Source organism: Parasphingorhabdus sp. (assembly GCF_048269865.1).
In the GTDB taxonomy this organism is placed as follows: Bacteria; Pseudomonadota; Alphaproteobacteria; order Sphingomonadales; family Sphingomonadaceae; genus Parasphingorhabdus.
In genome coordinates, this window is record NZ_JBLWUA010000007.1 from 138,834 (window position 1) to 153,219 (window position 14,386).

Genomic DNA, 14,386 nt, shown 5'->3' on the forward strand with positions numbered 1-14,386 from the left:
TTCCGCGGCTAGGCGCGCGTGCTGGCCGCCTTGCGGGCAATCAGCAGCAATTCTTCCTCGAGCAGCACCTGATCGGGCTGGCCGCTGCTTTTCATTGCGATCTCGAGTTGCAGGACCCGTTCGATCAAGCGCGCGATATGGGCCGATGACCATATCCGCAGCTGGCGTTTGAAATGTTTCTGTTCCTTGAAAAATACGCTCGGATGGCCGGCGACCGAATCGATATTGCCGCCCTTGTCGACCTTGCTGCGCAACTCTGCCAGCTTCGAAAGATGGCGCAGCATGATCCGGATCAGGCCGATCTCGCTGATACCCTGAGCGCGTGCCGCAGCGATTTCTTGTGCCAAGCGGGGCGCATCGCCATTGAGCGCCGCCTGGATCAGCAGATTGATATCCTCCTCGTCATTTTCCGCACCGAGCAATTGCAATATGTCCGCATCAGGTATCTGCGGATTGTCCGGGGTCGCGTCCAGATATAGCACGATTTTTTCAACTTCCATCCGGGCCAGCACCAGATCATTGCTGGTCAAGGCGGCGATTTCCATTGCCATTTCCCGGCTCAACTGCAGCCCCTCGGTCTTGGCCAGGGCCAGAATGGCGGCGCTTGCCTCCTGCGCCGTCGTCTCGTAGCAAGTGGCGATCAGGGCATCGGGCGCGCTGGTGATGGTTTTGGCAAGCGCGGTTTTGTCCCCCATGCCGGGGGCGACAACAAACACCGGGTCACCGGCGGTTTCGCTCGCCAGCAAATTTTCGATGGCCGCCGTCGCCCTCACCGCTTCGCCGCTGTTCAACCGCAAGACGAGATAGCGCTTGTCCCCGAACAGCGAAGCCGAATTGGCTTCGTCGTTGAGCCGCCCGGCACTGTCGCTGATATCGGCGATCGTCAGATCCACTCGCTCTGCGGATTGCGCCAGCGGCTTCACCAGTTCTTCGACCAGCGCCTGACAGCGGGTGACATTGGGGCCGCAAAGCAGAACCAGTCTTATGCTATCGGCAGCGGCCTGGTAGCGCCTGACAATATCTTCCGGCTTTGCCTTCATTGGCCGGGCGGCGCGCTGGCCTCGGTTCTGGCAAAGAGGGAAATTCGGGTCACGATCTGGTTGGCGACGCGGGTCGCGAGATTCTCTAGAGCGGTGTCCTCGGCAGCCAGCGTTGCATATTCCGAAGATACCACATCAATCCCGGCATCGGAGCCGGCTGTGGCGTCCAGAACAACAACCGAATCCGAAAGCCGGATAAGCTGGTATCGCGCGCGCAGCGTTCTGCGCTCACGCGTGATCCGGTCATCGCTGCGCACGCCGAATCCGGCGATCTTGTCATCGAGCGCCACCGTCAGCCGGTATTTCGGCTGCTGGCCGTCAAATGTTTCCAGCTGATCCTTGAGCGCATTGCGCGTCAGCCATCCGGCTTTGCCGGCGATCGGCTCAATCTCGATGCGGCCCAGTTCCTGGGCAACCACGCCGGTGGTGCCGCCAGCATAGAGCGGCCGCAAATTGCAGCCAGCAAGCGCAGCCGACAAAACCACCAACAGGCCGATACGGGCGATCATGTTGCTCATATCACGATATTCACAAGTCTATCGGGCACGACAATCACCTTCTTCACCTCTGCTCCGTCGAGGCTACGCTGCACCTTCTCGGAGGCGAGAGCAAGCGCTTCGAGCTGCTCTTTGCTGCTGCCCTTGGCGACGGTGATCGTGTCGCGCAATTTGCCGCGCACCTGAATGGCAATGGTGACCTCGTCCTCGACCAGCAGGCTTTCGTCGACCTCGGGCCATGCGGCCTTGGCGATCAGTTCGCTTTCGCCAAAAAGGGCCCACGCTTCTTCAGCGATATGCGGCACCATCGGTGCGACAATGCGGGAGAGCGTGCGGATGGCATCGTTGCGGTCGACAGAAGGCGCTGATTTCTCGATCATGTTGACCAGTTCGAAAATCTTGGCGACCGCCTTGTTGAACGACAGCGCCTCGACATCGTCGGCTACCCCGGCAATGGTCTGGTGCAACTTGCGTTTGAGCGCCTTGTCTTCGGCATCCGGTGCCCCGCTTTCATCGGCGACGGAAATGAACAGCCGCCACAGCCGGTTCATGAAGCGCCAGCTGCCTTCAATGCCGGCTTCTGACCAGGGCAGATCACGTTCTGGCGGGCTGTCGGACAGCATGAAGAAACGCACTGCATCGGCACCATATTGTTCGATGATCGGATCGGGATCGACGACATTTTTCTTCGACTTCGACATTTTTTCGATGCGACCGATATCGACTTCTTTCCCACCACCAATAAGAAAGGCACTGTCCTGTTTTCGCTCCACTTCGTCGGGAGAATAGTAAGTTATCTGGGAAATGGGCTGCCCGTTATCGTCCAGAGCACCCGCCATAGAATAGTGCATACTTGAATATGTCTCGTGCGTGACCATCCCCTGGGTGAACAGGCTTTCAAATGGCTCGGTAAAGTCGAGCTTGCCGATACTCGCCAGTGCCCGCGTCCAGAATCGCGCGTAGAGCAGATGCAAGATCGCATGTTCGACGCCGCCGATATATTGCGTCACCGGCAGCCATTGCTTGACCACGTCGGGATCAAAGGGGCGGTCGTCCGGCTGGCTGGCAAAGCGCAGGAAATACCAGCTGCTGTCGACAAACGTGTCGAGCGTATCGGTCTCGCGCCGCGCCGCTTTGCCGCATTTCGGGCAATCGACCTGCTTCCACGTTGCGTGCCGCTCCAGCGGATTGCCCGGTGTTTCAAAATCGATATCTTCGGGGAGTACGACGGGCAGTTGGTCTTTCGGAACCGGCACCGGACCACAGTCATCGCAATGGATGATCGGAATCGGTGTGCCCCAATAGCGCTGGCGCGAAACGCCCCAGTCGCGCAGCCGCCAGGTGGTCTGGGCCTTGCCCCAACCCTCCGATTGTGCGCGGTCGATTACCGTCGGTTGCGCGTCCTCAATCGTCATCCCGTCGAGAAAGGCGCTGTTCACGATTGTGCCGGGACCGGTATAGGCGTCGTCACCGGCGAATTCCGCGGCGGTTTCATCGCCATCGGAAACCACACGTTTGACCGGCAGGTCATATTTGCGGGCGAAGTCGAGATCGCGCTGGTCATGCGCCGGCACGCCGAATACGGCACCGGTGCCATAATCCATCAGCACAAAATTGGCGACATAGACGGGCAGCTGCCAGTCCGGATCCAGCGGATGGACGACGGTCAGGCCGGTATCGAAACCCTTTTTCTCCATCGTCTCGAGTTCAGCAGCCGTAGTGCCGCCTGCCTTGCACTCTTCGGCGAAGGCCGCGAGCGCGCTGTTCTGGCTGGCCAACTGCTGCGTCAGCGGATGGTCGGCTGACAGAGCGACAAAGCTGGCTCCGAAAATCGTGTCCGGGCGGGTGGAGAAAACCTCTACCGTCGCGATATCGCCTTGGGCTTCCGCCAGAGCGAAATGAAATTGCAGCCCCTGCGACTTGCCGATCCAGTTCTCCTGCATCAGCCGCACTTTGTCGGGCCATGCTTTGAGCTCACCCAATCCGGCAAGCAGGTCCTCGGCAAAATCGGTGATCTTCAGAAACCACTGGCTGAGCTTGCGCTTCTCGACCGGAGCACCGGATCGCCAACCCTTGCCGTCGATCACCTGTTCATTGGCGAGCACGGTCATGTCGACCGGATCCCAGTTGACCGCCGATTCCTTGCGATAGACCAGCCCGCCCTCGAACAGGTCGATGAACAGCGCCTGTTCCTGGCCGTAATAGTCCGGGTCGCAGGTCGCCAGTTCGCGGCTCCAGTCAAAGGCAAAGCCCAGCGTCTTCAGCTGGCTGCGCATCGAGTCGATATTGGCTCTCGTCCATTCGCCGGGATGGACTTTCTTTTCCATCGCGGCATTTTCGGCCGGCATGCCGAATGCGTCCCAGCCCATCGGGTGCAGCACTTCATAGCCCTGCATCCGCCGGAACCGGGCGAGCACATCGCCCATCGTATAGTTGCGGACATGGCCCATGTGGATGCGGCCCGACGGATAGGGAAACATCTCAAGGACGTAACTGCGCGGCTTGCTGCTCGCGTCATCCGCTTCGAAGACGCGCGATTCGGCCCAGCGCGTTTGCCAGCGTTTGTCCGCCGCCAGTGGATTGAATCGCTGATCGGTCATTGCGGCCCCGTTATATGGTAGAGAAAATTAGTTGGTGATCGCACCGCGCCGCAGATCGCGGGCCTTGGTGAGGATGATCTGCTCGAGCTTCTGTGTGGTCGCGGCCTTGACCGGCGCATCCACCCATGTGCCGTTGCTCGCGACCTGCCGTGATGCCCCAACGCGAAGCGCATCGGCGCGCAGGTCCTGATCCAGAATCGAGACGTTGATTTTCATCCGCTCGCCAGGATTCTGCGGATTCACATACCAGTCGGTGAGGATCACGCCGCCATTGCTGTCTGTCTGGGTCAAGGGCATGAACGACAAGGCATCCAGCGACGCGCGCCACAAATAGCTGTTAACGCCAATCGTAGTGACTTGCGATGCAGCCAGGTCGGCTTGCGGCCGCTCCCTGCCACCGCAAGCGGAAAGCAAGGACAATGCTAGCAGGCTGGCGGTCGCGGATCGCAGAAAGAGAGATGGTTTGAGGCGGGACATGAAGCGCTCCTGGTTGTATGTTGCGCCGGCACGAAATCTTTTTCGCTGGATTTGTTCCGGACGCGATAGCATTTAGCGCTCTCTATAAATGCTTTGCCGAAAGGGGCAAGCATAAGCGCATGTTTGGCTCTGTGTAAGGGCTGCTGAACCGCGGTTGAATATTGGCACAATCATCTTCGGTTCATCTTTTTTTGCTATAATGGAAAAATGTCCGGACAAAAGCGTAACCCAAGTGCAACAGAAACGCGCTAGTTTACGAAAATCGGACGAAAACAATATGTTGACTCGTGCAGATCAACGGATTTTGTTATATCGAAGGCCGAATAAAGGGGAAGCAGTGTCGTCATGACGAAAAAGGTCAGTAATTTCGGTTGGTTAGCGACGGGACTCGCGATCTCCGGTCTTGCCATGACCCCTGCTCTGGCGAAAGTCTTGTCCGGCGATGACATGACGGTATCGCTGAAAACCCTCGGATCCATTGGTTCCTTTACCGTAGCCGGTGCTGATCCTGACCTCGTTGCAAAATATGATCTGAGCGCCTTGCGCGGCAACGCCAGCTTCAAATTCACTCCCTCGGGTGGGATGCGCGATGGGGAACGGTCCGTAACCGTTGTCGTCCGCCAGAAATCAGATGCCGTTTCGATCCGTGAAAATATCCTCGCCGCTGCGCCTGGATCGGGTGTCGTAACCGCCGCAAAAATTGCGCCGGTGTCTTACAGCCTGGGGACTGCAAAAGGTCTGAAGAGCTTTGCTATTCCGGTGAAGAAATTGGGCAGCAATCTTCCTGATCTCTCCGAAATTGGTGCCGGACGCTCCATGACCGATGAAGATTCGGGCAAGAAGAGCCGTTTCAATACACGCATGTCGATTGATGCCACCGCGCCGATTAATGCGACTCCGCGGGCATTGGATGCCAGCCAGAAAGATTATACGCTGGATGTGGGTGGCAGCTACTCGCTCACGCGCAACCTTGACGTGACGGCCGGTGTTCGCATCAACAACGAGCGCGACCGGATGGCACCCTTGACCGACAATCGTCAGGATAGCCAGGCTGTCTATGTCGGAACCCAGTTCCGCTTCTAAAATCATATTCAGCTTAAAGCACTGATCGCGGCCCATCCGTAGGCTAGGGCGTTTTTGCGCCTCCGGTAGCGCTTTCGATCCATGCCGCCCAGAAATATGACTTCGCCGTCGCACAGTGTGGCGAGCCGCTTGACCTGCAACGGGCTGAGCGGGCGCTGGCCGGGGTGTGAGCGGGTTGCAAATATGGGAGACAGGAAAAACAGGTCGGCCCCAGCGCGATTCGCCCGATGGATTTCCCTGGCATCATGAACCGGTGCACTGTGCAGCAAGCCCCTCTTGGCCGCTCGCCGATCGGCATTGCCATGTAGGCCGTCGGCGCGCCAACGTTTGGCCAGTGCTGCGGATCCCGCCAGAAAGACCAGATGACCATGCCGCCGCGCCAGCCGTCTGACATCATCAAACCGTGCTCTTCGAACATCCTCCGGCAAATGATAATGGCGAAAGATTATTCCACTATGGCGCGGCAATCGAATGATCGCATCGTCCAGCCGGGCATCGTTGCGTTCGTCGGTGAATAGCCAGATCCGGGGCAACACTGCCTTCTGCGGCGTCGGTGACTGGGGGCAGGGCTGGTCTCGCAACATAAGCGAGCCTATAGACGCAAGCTTGACGAAAGAGAATGACAGAGAGAGACTCAGACTTGGCACATACGGCACGCAAAGAGATAATCGGCAAGATCGAAAAGGCCGCAAGGATTGCGGGCCGCAGACCGTCCGACATTGCGCTGATCGCAGTATCGAAAACCCGCGACAGCGATGAGATTCGGCCGCTGCTCGAGGAAGGCCATCGCATCTTTGGCGAAAACAGAGTGCAGGAAGCGGCGGCTAAATGGCCCGCCTTGCGGGATGACTATCCGGAGGCCGAGCTGCATATGATCGGTCAGTTGCAATCAAACAAGGCAGCGGACGCGGTGGCGCTGTTCGATTGCATCCATTCCCTCGACCGGCCTTCGCTGATCAAGGCGCTGGCCAAGGAAATGGACCGCCAGGACCGCAAGATTCCGTGTTTTCTGCAGGTCAATATTGGAGAAGAACCGCAGAAAGGCGGCTGTGATATTGCTGCTGTTCCGAAACTGCTGGAACAGGCGCGCGAATATGGCTTGTCGGTGATCGGCCTGATGGCGGTGCCGCCCGACGACGCCAACCCGGCACCCTATTTCGCCTTGCTCGCGAAACTGGCGGGTGACCACGATCTGAAGCAGCTCAGCATGGGCATGTCAGGAGATTTTGAAACCGCGATCAAGCTTGGCGCGACGCATGTCCGGGTGGGCACCGCTCTATTCGGTCCACGCCCGGCCTAGGCGGCGTCAGTTGTCGCCGTTCTTGTCGCCATTTTTCTCGCTGTCCTTGGCCGCGCGATCAGCCTTGCGCTCTTCCGGCGTATCGGCGGCGACATAGCTGATCACGATATCACCGTCCTCGATCACCGGTCGGGCGTCGGTTGCGAAGAATAGCAGCCGCCGGTCGGGTTTGAACACGGCAAGCGGCTCTTCGCCTTCTTCCAGATTTTTGCGATAATCTTCGGCGGTAAATTTCTCGGTGATATTGGTCTTGCTGAAGCGCCATCCGGCGAGATCACGATCGAGCAGGGTGCCAAAATCGGCACCGGATTCGAACAATAGCCGACCATGGCCGACCCGGCTTTTGCTGGTGCCGTCATTGGCCAGCCGGCTGATCTGCTCATAGCCCATTTCCGGGCCGAGATCGGCGGTGATCAACTGATTCTGGCTGTCATTGTCGGTCGCGGCGATCAGATGCTGATATTCGCCCATATCGATATTGTCGTCATGCGCTTCTTCGAGCACATCGCCATGGCGGGTTTCGAGCCCTTCGCTGCGCGCGCGGCGCAAGGCAAATTTGCTGTTGTCGGTGATCAGCACATCGATATCGAGCGACTTGAGCATTTTGCCAAGTGCGATTGACCAGCGATTGGCGCCCGCGATCAGGACGCCCTCACCCTTGCCTTCCGAAATCCCCAGCCGCTCGGCAACCCAGGAGGCGGAAAAACCGTGCGCGAAAATGGTCGCGATGACGACCGCAAAGCTGAGCGGGACCAGCGCTTCCGCGCCCGGCATGCCATAGTCGACCAGCCGGATCGCAAACAGGCCGGTAATCGCGACCGCGACGATACCGCGCGGTGCGATCCAGGCGATAAACAAGCGTTCGCGCCAGGGCACGGAGCTGAACAGCAGCGCAATCAGCACCGACACCGGTCGCACGACGAACAGCAGCAAGATCAGGAAGATGACAAATTGTGGCCGGAACTGCTGCACCGTTTCCCAGTCCAGCGTTGCCGACAGGATGATGAACACGCCGGAAATGAGCAGGACCGCCAGATCTTCCTTGAACCGGTATAGCGCCTGGCTCGAATAGATCTGCCGGTTGCCCATGACGATGCCCATGACCGTGACCGTGATCAATCCGGTTTCGTGCTTGATCAGGTCAGCAATCACGAAGCCCGCGATAACCGTGACCAGCAGAAATGGTGCCTTCAGATATTCCGGCACCAGTCCTCTGGGAAACAGCCAGGTGACGGCAAAGCCAAGCCCGGCGCCAATCAGTCCGGCGATAAAGCTGGCGGCCAGCACATCCATGCTGATGACCGCGATATTGGCGTTGGCGCCTTCGTAGGTGATATAGGCATAGATGCCGACCGCGAGCAGCGCGCCGATCGGATCGTTCACAATGCCTTCCCATTTCAGGATATTGCGGACCCGTGAAGGGACGCGCAGCGTGCGCAACATTGGGCCAATGACGGTCGGTCCCGTAACGATCATGATGCCGCCGAGCAGCGCAGAAATTTCCCAGGAGAGGCCAGCGCCATAATGGGCTGCAGCAGTCCCCAGACCCCAGGCGATCGGACCGGCAATAAGCACCATCGTGGTCACCGCGCCGCCCGCTTGTCGCAATTCGCGGAAGTTCAGACTGAGGCCGCCTTCAAAGAGAATAACCGCAACCGCCAGTTTGATGATCGGTTCCTGCAACGCGCCAAAGTCCCGCGCGGGGTCAATGATACCGAGCACCGGACCGGCAATAATGCCGACGATCAGCATCAGCGCGATGGCCGGACGACCGGTTCGCCACGCGATCCATTGGGCACCGATACCGAGCAAGCCGATCAGCGCGATCTTCACCATCAGGGAATCTACTAGTTCCATATTCTATCCTTGGCGGGTTTTAAGGGCTTTTGCAAAAAACTTTCGTCAGCCCAAAGGTCAGGATGTTCCGAAACGGTCGATCGCTTCTTCGATAACTCTATAAATGGATTCGAGTTCCTCGCAAGTGATGCAATAGGGTGGCATTACATAGATTGTATTACCCAGAGGTCGGAGCAATATATTGTGATCCCGGAAAAACCGGAGAAGCTCTGGTCCGATACTGGACATATAGTCGCCTGCCCCGTCGTCGATCTCGAACGCCAATATCGTCCCGCACTGGCGCAGGCCGCTGACCGATGCCCGGCGCTGCAACCGGTCGGCAAAGGCCTGATGAGCGGCGGCAATAGTATCGATCCGCTCCTGAACCGGTTCGTCGCGCCAGATCGCGAGATTGGCATTGGCCGCGGCGCAGGCAATCGGATTGGCGGTAAAGCTGCTCGAGTGAAAGAACATCTTCGCCCGATCTTCGGAAAAATGTGCCTGATAGAGGGCATCCTTGGCAGCGGTGACGGCAAGTGGAATGCCGCCGCCGGTCAGACCCTTGGCCATGCACAATATATCCGGTTCGACGGCTGCTTGTTCGCAGGCAAATATCGTTCCGGTGCGCCCCCAGCCGGTCATCACTTCGTCCGCAATGAACAGCACATCATGCGCCCGGCAGATCGCCGCCATTTCGCGCAAAACGGCTGGACTGTAGATTTTCATACCGCCCGCACCAAGGATCAGCGGCTCGACGATCAGCGCAGCTGGCGGGCTGTCAGCATCCTTGCAGAACGCCGTCAGCTGGTCGAGCGTCGTCTGCTCTGCCCCGGCTTCGGGAAAGTCTATCGTGCCGACATCAAACAATAACGGTGCATAGGCCTGATTGAACACGCCGCGCGCGCCGACAGACATCGCGCCGATTGTATCGCCGTGATAGCTGTGCTCCATGACCAGAATTTTCTGACGCGTTTCCCCTCGATGATGCCAATAGCCAAGCGCCATTTTGAGCGCGACTTCGACGGCCGTGGACCCGCTGTCGGAAAAGAAAATATGATCGAGAGACCGCGGCAGAAAATCGGTCAGCCCCTCGGCCAGGTCGCGGGCCGGCTGATGCGTCCAGCCAGCGAAGATGATCTGGTCCAGCTTTGCGCTTTGCTCCTGAATCGCCGAAACAATTTTCGGATGGCAATGGCCGTGGGTCTGCACCCACCAGCTGGAAATTGCGTCGATAATCTTGGTGCCATCGGCCTTGTAGAGCGCTGCACCCTCGGCTCGCGCGATCTCCGGTATCGGCTCGCCCAAACCGTGCTGCGTGAACGGATGCCAGATATTGAGACTCATGCGGCGAAGTCCGAAAGATCGAAATTATCAAGAAAGGCGGACTTCAGGGACTCTGGAGAGAGCGTGTCGATCATCGGCACGCGGCCCAGTCTCTTCACAGCGCCAATGTCGCAGATGATTGTTTCGCTGTCGGGTACTTCCGGCCCGGTAAAGGCGATGCCGTGAATTGGCACGCCGCGACTGCGCAAAGCCTCGATCGTCAGCAGGCTGTGATTGATCGTACCGAGCCCCGTCGATGCGACGATGATCACGGGCACGGCCCAGTGCGCGAACAGATCGGCAAATAATAAGCGCGGATTGACGGGAACCAGCGCGCCCCCTGCGCCCTCTATGATCAACGGGCCGTCGACTGGAGGGATGACCAGATCATCCAGCGCAATGGTGATTCCTTCCTGTGCCGCTGAAAAATGGGGAGAGGCGGGCGTTTTCAGCCGGTACCGCTCGGGCAAAATCTTTGACGGACTGATGCCGCCTATTTGCGCGACGGTCTCGCTGTCGGTCCCGTCCGCCAGGCCGGCCTGAACCGGTTTCCAGTAGCTGCCGCCCAATGCCGCGGTCAGCGCTGCCGCAAAGACGGTTTTGCCGATATCGGTATCGGTGCCGGTAATGACGAAACTGGCACTCACGCCGCTTCGGCCAATGCCAGAGCTTCGCGCAAAGCGCTCGAGAGGGCAAGAATATCGTCCCGCGTCACGTTGAGGGTCAGTGAAATGCGCAGGCGCGCGCTGCCAGCGGGCACCGTGGGCGGGCGGATCGCGCGGACATCAAAGCCCTGCGCCTGCAATTCTGTGGCGATGGTCACCGCCAGTTGGTCCTCGCCGAGAATGATCGGGAATATCTGGCTATCTTGCCCCTCGCTGAGGTTGAGGCCGGAGAAACAGTTTTCGGCCAGCGCGATATGGTCAGAAAGATCGGTTTGCAGCGATGAATTTTCGGCGACATGAATGATCGCCTGATGCGCCAGATAGGCCGTCAGCGGGCTCGGGGCGGTGGAGAAAATGAAGGGCCGGGCGCGATTGATGAAAAAATTTCGCAGGACCGCCGGCATGGTGATCACCCCGCCTTCTCCGCCCAGCGCCTTCCCGCAGGTGCGCAATATCAGCGCATTGTCCTGCTGACCCAGCGCACCAGCCAGACCGGTTCCCCGCTCACCAAAAACACCGACGGCATGGGCTTCGTCGATGACCAGCATGGCGTCGTGCTGGTCCGCCAACCGGGCAAGATCGGCCAGCGGTGCCCGGTCACCATCCATGCTGTACAGGCTCTCGACCGCGATCCAGATGGTCCCGGTGCCACCATTGGCGCGCCACGTCCGAATCTCCTGTTCCAGATCGTTGCAATCATTGTGCTTGAAAGCTTTGAACGCGGCACGCCCCAGCTTCATGCCGTCATGGACGCTGGCGTGGATAAGGGCGTCGTAGAGCACCAGATCGCCGGTCTGCGGCAAAGTGGCGAACAGCGCCGTATTGGCCGCAAATCCGGAGCCGAAGAAAAGACTCGATTCAGCGCCAAAATGATCGGCAGCAAACGCTTCGAGCGCCTCATGTTCCGGATGATTGCCGCCGAGCAGCCGCGAGCCGCCTGACCCGTGCGCAATGCCATTGTTGATCGCGGTTTGCGCTGCGTCTTTCAAAAAGGGGCTCTGGGCCAGTCCGAGATAATCATTGGAAGAAAAGTCCTTGCCGGCCGGCATCAACAGCCTCCGCTTGCGGCCTGCTTTTTCCAACGCATCAAGCTGATCTCGATAGGGTTTGAATCGATCCATCACGGGTCCGTTAGCAGTCACTGGCCGGTGGTGGCCAGAGGCAATGCAAACTGCCGGTCATCGACTATCTCTATTGTGCGGTCGGCAAAGGGCAACGGGAAGCGTACCGGTTTATCCTTCAGGCCGATGATCGCTTCTGCCGGTCCGCCGACACAAGCCTCGATCACCGGATCATGGGCCGCCATGCCGCCGGTCAACACCCCGAAGGCTGGCAGGATCAGATGATGGCGGCCCTTGACGAAGCAGCGCCGCGATACATGCCGGTTGCGCACGGCAATGCGGACCTTTGGATGATAATGGCCGGATATCTCTGGCAGCTTGCTGTTGGCCGAGGCCTGATGTCTAAGCGCCAGACCGTCGCCGGTCCATTCCTCGACCACCGAACCACCCCATAGGCCGGCAACATCGCGGTCATGATTGCCAGTAATCCAGACCCATTCCAGCGTTGCGGTCATCCCGGCGAGTTGTTGTGCCGCCGCCTTTTCCAGCCGCTCTTCGCCGCCGTCATCGTGATAATTGTCGCCGAGGCAGAAAACGGTCTGCGCGCCGGTAACGCGGATCAAGTCAGCAAGATCCTGCAGCGTCGCCTGACTGTCATAGGGCGGCAGCATCTGGCCATGGCCGGCGAAAAAACTGGCTTTTTCGAGATGCAGATCCGCCACCAGCAAGGCATTTCTTGCCGGCCAATAGAGTGCCGCGGGCGCAACGATGTCAAAACGATGATGGGCGAACAGAAGGGGAACCATGAGGCAGCTATGCGATGAACATTTCAGTGATGCAAGCCGCTCTATTGGAATTTCTCGGGCAAGCGCTCTATATGCGCAGCCATGACCGAATCTGTATCTCCCGTAAAAGTCGCTGCGCTCTATCATTTTGCCGTGGTCGATGATCCCGCCGCCCTGCGCCTGCAGGTGCTACCCCTGTGCGAAGAGCATCACCTGAAAGGGACAATCCTGCTCGCGGACGAGGGGATCAACGGCACCATCGCCGGCGCGCCAGAGGCGATTGATGCGGTGATTGACGGTTTGCGGCGGCTGCCCCGGTTCGCGGATCTGGAGGTCAAATATTCCGAAGCCAGCGAGATGCCGTTTTTGCGGATGAAGGTCCGGCTGAAGAAGGAGATCGTCTCGATGGGCGTCGAGGGGGTCGATGCCGCCACCGAAAAGGGTGCCTATGTCGATCCGGCGGACTGGAATGATTTGATGGCTGATCCGGATACGATCGTGATCGATACGCGCAATGCCTATGAAGTGGCAATCGGCAGCTTCGACGGCGCGATCAATCCCAACACCGAGAGTTTTCGCGACTTTCCGTCGTGGTTCGATGATTTTTCCGAGAAATTGCGGAAAGATACGGACAAGGCGCCGAAGATCGCCATGTTCTGCACCGGCGGCATCCGGTGTGAGAAGGCGACCGCTTATGTGAAGGCACAAGGTTTTGACGATGTCCAGCATCTCAAGGGTGGCATATTGAAATATCTCGAAAACGTGCCTGAAAAGGAGAGCCTGTGGCACGGCGACTGTTTCCTGTTCGACCAGCGCGTCGCCGTCGGTCACGGGCTGCGCGAAGCCGATTATGAGCAATGCTATGCCTGCCGGATGCCCCTGAATGCCGCTGACCGCGCGTTGCCAGACTATATTCCCGGCGAAGCCTGCCCGCATTGTATCGACCAGCGCACCGACGAGCAGCGCGCGCGGTATCGGGAGCGCCAGCGCCAAGTCGAGAAAGCTGCGGAAGAGGGCAGACAGCATCTGGGCAGCGCATGACCGATCTGCCGGTCCTCTACAGCTTCCGGCGCTGTCCCTATGCAATGCGCGCCCGCATGGCATTGCTGGTCAGCGAGACACCGGTTCGCTTGCGAGAAGTCGTGCTGCGCAACAAACCGGAAGAAATGATCGCCGCCTCGCCCAAGGGCACGGTTCCCGTGCTCGTGCTATCCGATGAAAAGGTCGTCGACGAAAGTCTGGCGATCATGCACTGGGCGCTGGAGCAAAATGATCCGCAGGACTGGCTGGAAGGCAAGGCGGTAGCAGCGGAGTTGATCGCGGAGGCCGATGGCCCGTTCAAGCACCATCTCGACCGCTATAAATATCCCGTCCGCTATGACAATGTCGATCCGCTGGAGCATCGCGCCGGGGGGCAGGCCTTTCTTGAAAAGCTCGACTCGCTGATTCGAGAGTCAGGGCAGCTGATGGGAGAGCGATCCACCCTGGCCGACCACGCGATATTTCCTTTTGTCCGGCAGTTTGCCAACAATGACCGGGACTGGTTTGACGGGTTGCCATTGCCAGCCCTGCAGAAATGGCTCGCCGATCACCTTGCCTCGCCCTTGTTCAAGACCACGATGCAAAAATATCCGCAGTGGAAGACCGGCGATGCGGAACCGGTTCTCAGTGTGGAAAGCGCCGCGGGCTAGCAGACACTTAGGCGGGATTGTCCGTTCC

14 protein-coding genes are annotated in these 14,386 nt (G+C 58.9%); 4 read left to right on the forward strand and 10 right to left on the reverse strand.

The window, feature by feature from the left end:
- Positions 1 to 8: 8 nt before the first annotated feature.
- From holA to ACN0WW_RS11070, 4 genes are read right to left on the reverse strand one after another with little or no spacing between them, the layout of a single operon-like run.
- On the reverse strand, positions 9 to 1,040 hold the full coding sequence (gene holA, locus ACN0WW_RS11055; protein WP_417612389.1) for a DNA polymerase III subunit delta: 1,032 nt from the start codon (positions 1,038 to 1,040) through the stop codon (positions 9 to 11).
- Positions 1,037 to 1,558, reverse strand: coding sequence for an LPS assembly lipoprotein LptE (gene lptE, locus ACN0WW_RS11060; RefSeq protein ID WP_417612391.1), 522 nt, complete (start codon positions 1,556 to 1,558; stop codon positions 1,037 to 1,039). Before lptE ends, holA begins: the two co-directional genes overlap by 4 nt.
- Complete coding sequence (leuS, locus tag ACN0WW_RS11065; RefSeq protein WP_417612393.1) at positions 1,555 to 4,137, reverse strand: leucine--tRNA ligase; 2,583 nt, start codon at positions 4,135 to 4,137, stop codon at positions 1,555 to 1,557. Before leuS ends, lptE begins: the two co-directional genes overlap by 4 nt.
- A 27-nt stretch (positions 4,138 to 4,164) precedes the next feature.
- Positions 4,165 to 4,614 (reverse strand): DUF3576 domain-containing protein, encoded by a 450-nt coding sequence (locus ACN0WW_RS11070; protein ID WP_417612395.1) that lies wholly within the window; start codon positions 4,612 to 4,614, stop codon positions 4,165 to 4,167.
- 345 nt (positions 4,615 to 4,959) lie between these two features.
- On the opposite strand from ACN0WW_RS11070, the gene ACN0WW_RS11075 reads away from it, so the two are divergent.
- Positions 4,960 to 5,697, forward strand: coding sequence for a hypothetical protein (locus ACN0WW_RS11075; RefSeq protein WP_417612397.1), 738 nt, complete (start codon positions 4,960 to 4,962; stop codon positions 5,695 to 5,697).
- A gap of 8 nt (positions 5,698 to 5,705) precedes the next feature.
- On the opposite strand, the gene ACN0WW_RS11080 is transcribed toward ACN0WW_RS11075, so the two are convergent.
- Entirely contained in the window at positions 5,706 to 6,281 is a 576-nt protein-coding gene (locus ACN0WW_RS11080) for a thiamine phosphate synthase (protein WP_417612399.1), read from the reverse strand.
- A gap of 35 nt (positions 6,282 to 6,316) precedes the next feature.
- Here ACN0WW_RS11080 and ACN0WW_RS11085 point away from each other — a divergent pair, with 35 nt between their 5' ends.
- Positions 6,317 to 6,997 (forward strand): YggS family pyridoxal phosphate-dependent enzyme, encoded by a 681-nt coding sequence (locus tag ACN0WW_RS11085; RefSeq protein WP_417612401.1) that lies wholly within the window; start codon positions 6,317 to 6,319, stop codon positions 6,995 to 6,997.
- Positions 6,998 to 7,003: 6 nt separating this feature from the next.
- Here ACN0WW_RS11085 and ACN0WW_RS11090 read toward each other — a convergent pair whose 3' ends face one another.
- The 5 genes from ACN0WW_RS11090 to pdeM are packed head-to-tail and all read right to left on the reverse strand — an operon-like array spanning position 7,004 to position 12,688.
- On the reverse strand, positions 7,004 to 8,854 hold the full coding sequence (locus ACN0WW_RS11090; protein WP_417612403.1) for a cation:proton antiporter: 1,851 nt from the start codon (positions 8,852 to 8,854) through the stop codon (positions 7,004 to 7,006).
- A 57-nt stretch (positions 8,855 to 8,911) separates the two neighbouring features.
- Positions 8,912 to 10,177, reverse strand: coding sequence for an adenosylmethionine--8-amino-7-oxononanoate transaminase (locus ACN0WW_RS11095; RefSeq protein ID WP_417612405.1), 1,266 nt, complete (start codon positions 10,175 to 10,177; stop codon positions 8,912 to 8,914).
- Positions 10,174 to 10,803 carry a dethiobiotin synthase gene (bioD, locus tag ACN0WW_RS11100; protein WP_417612407.1) on the reverse strand — a complete coding sequence of 210 codons (630 nt, stop codon included), beginning with the start codon at positions 10,801 to 10,803 and terminating at the stop codon, positions 10,174 to 10,176. The genes ACN0WW_RS11095 and bioD overlap by 4 nt, the downstream gene beginning before the upstream one ends.
- Complete coding sequence (locus tag ACN0WW_RS11105; protein ID WP_417612409.1) at positions 10,800 to 11,942, reverse strand: 8-amino-7-oxononanoate synthase; 1,143 nt, start codon at positions 11,940 to 11,942, stop codon at positions 10,800 to 10,802. Before ACN0WW_RS11105 ends, bioD begins: the two co-directional genes overlap by 4 nt.
- Positions 11,943 to 11,959: 17 nt before the next feature.
- A complete protein-coding gene (pdeM, locus tag ACN0WW_RS11110) occupies positions 11,960 to 12,688 on the reverse strand; it encodes a ligase-associated DNA damage response endonuclease PdeM (protein WP_417612411.1) in 729 nt (242 codons plus the stop codon).
- 81 nt (positions 12,689 to 12,769) lie between these two features.
- On the opposite strand from pdeM, the gene ACN0WW_RS11115 reads away from it, so the two are divergent.
- Positions 12,770 to 13,708, forward strand: coding sequence for a rhodanese-related sulfurtransferase (locus tag ACN0WW_RS11115; RefSeq protein WP_417612413.1), 939 nt, complete (start codon positions 12,770 to 12,772; stop codon positions 13,706 to 13,708).
- Complete coding sequence (locus ACN0WW_RS11120; protein WP_417612415.1) at positions 13,705 to 14,358, forward strand: glutathione S-transferase; 654 nt, start codon at positions 13,705 to 13,707, stop codon at positions 14,356 to 14,358. The genes ACN0WW_RS11115 and ACN0WW_RS11120 overlap by 4 nt, the downstream gene beginning before the upstream one ends.
- Positions 14,359 to 14,386: the final 28 nt, after the last annotated feature.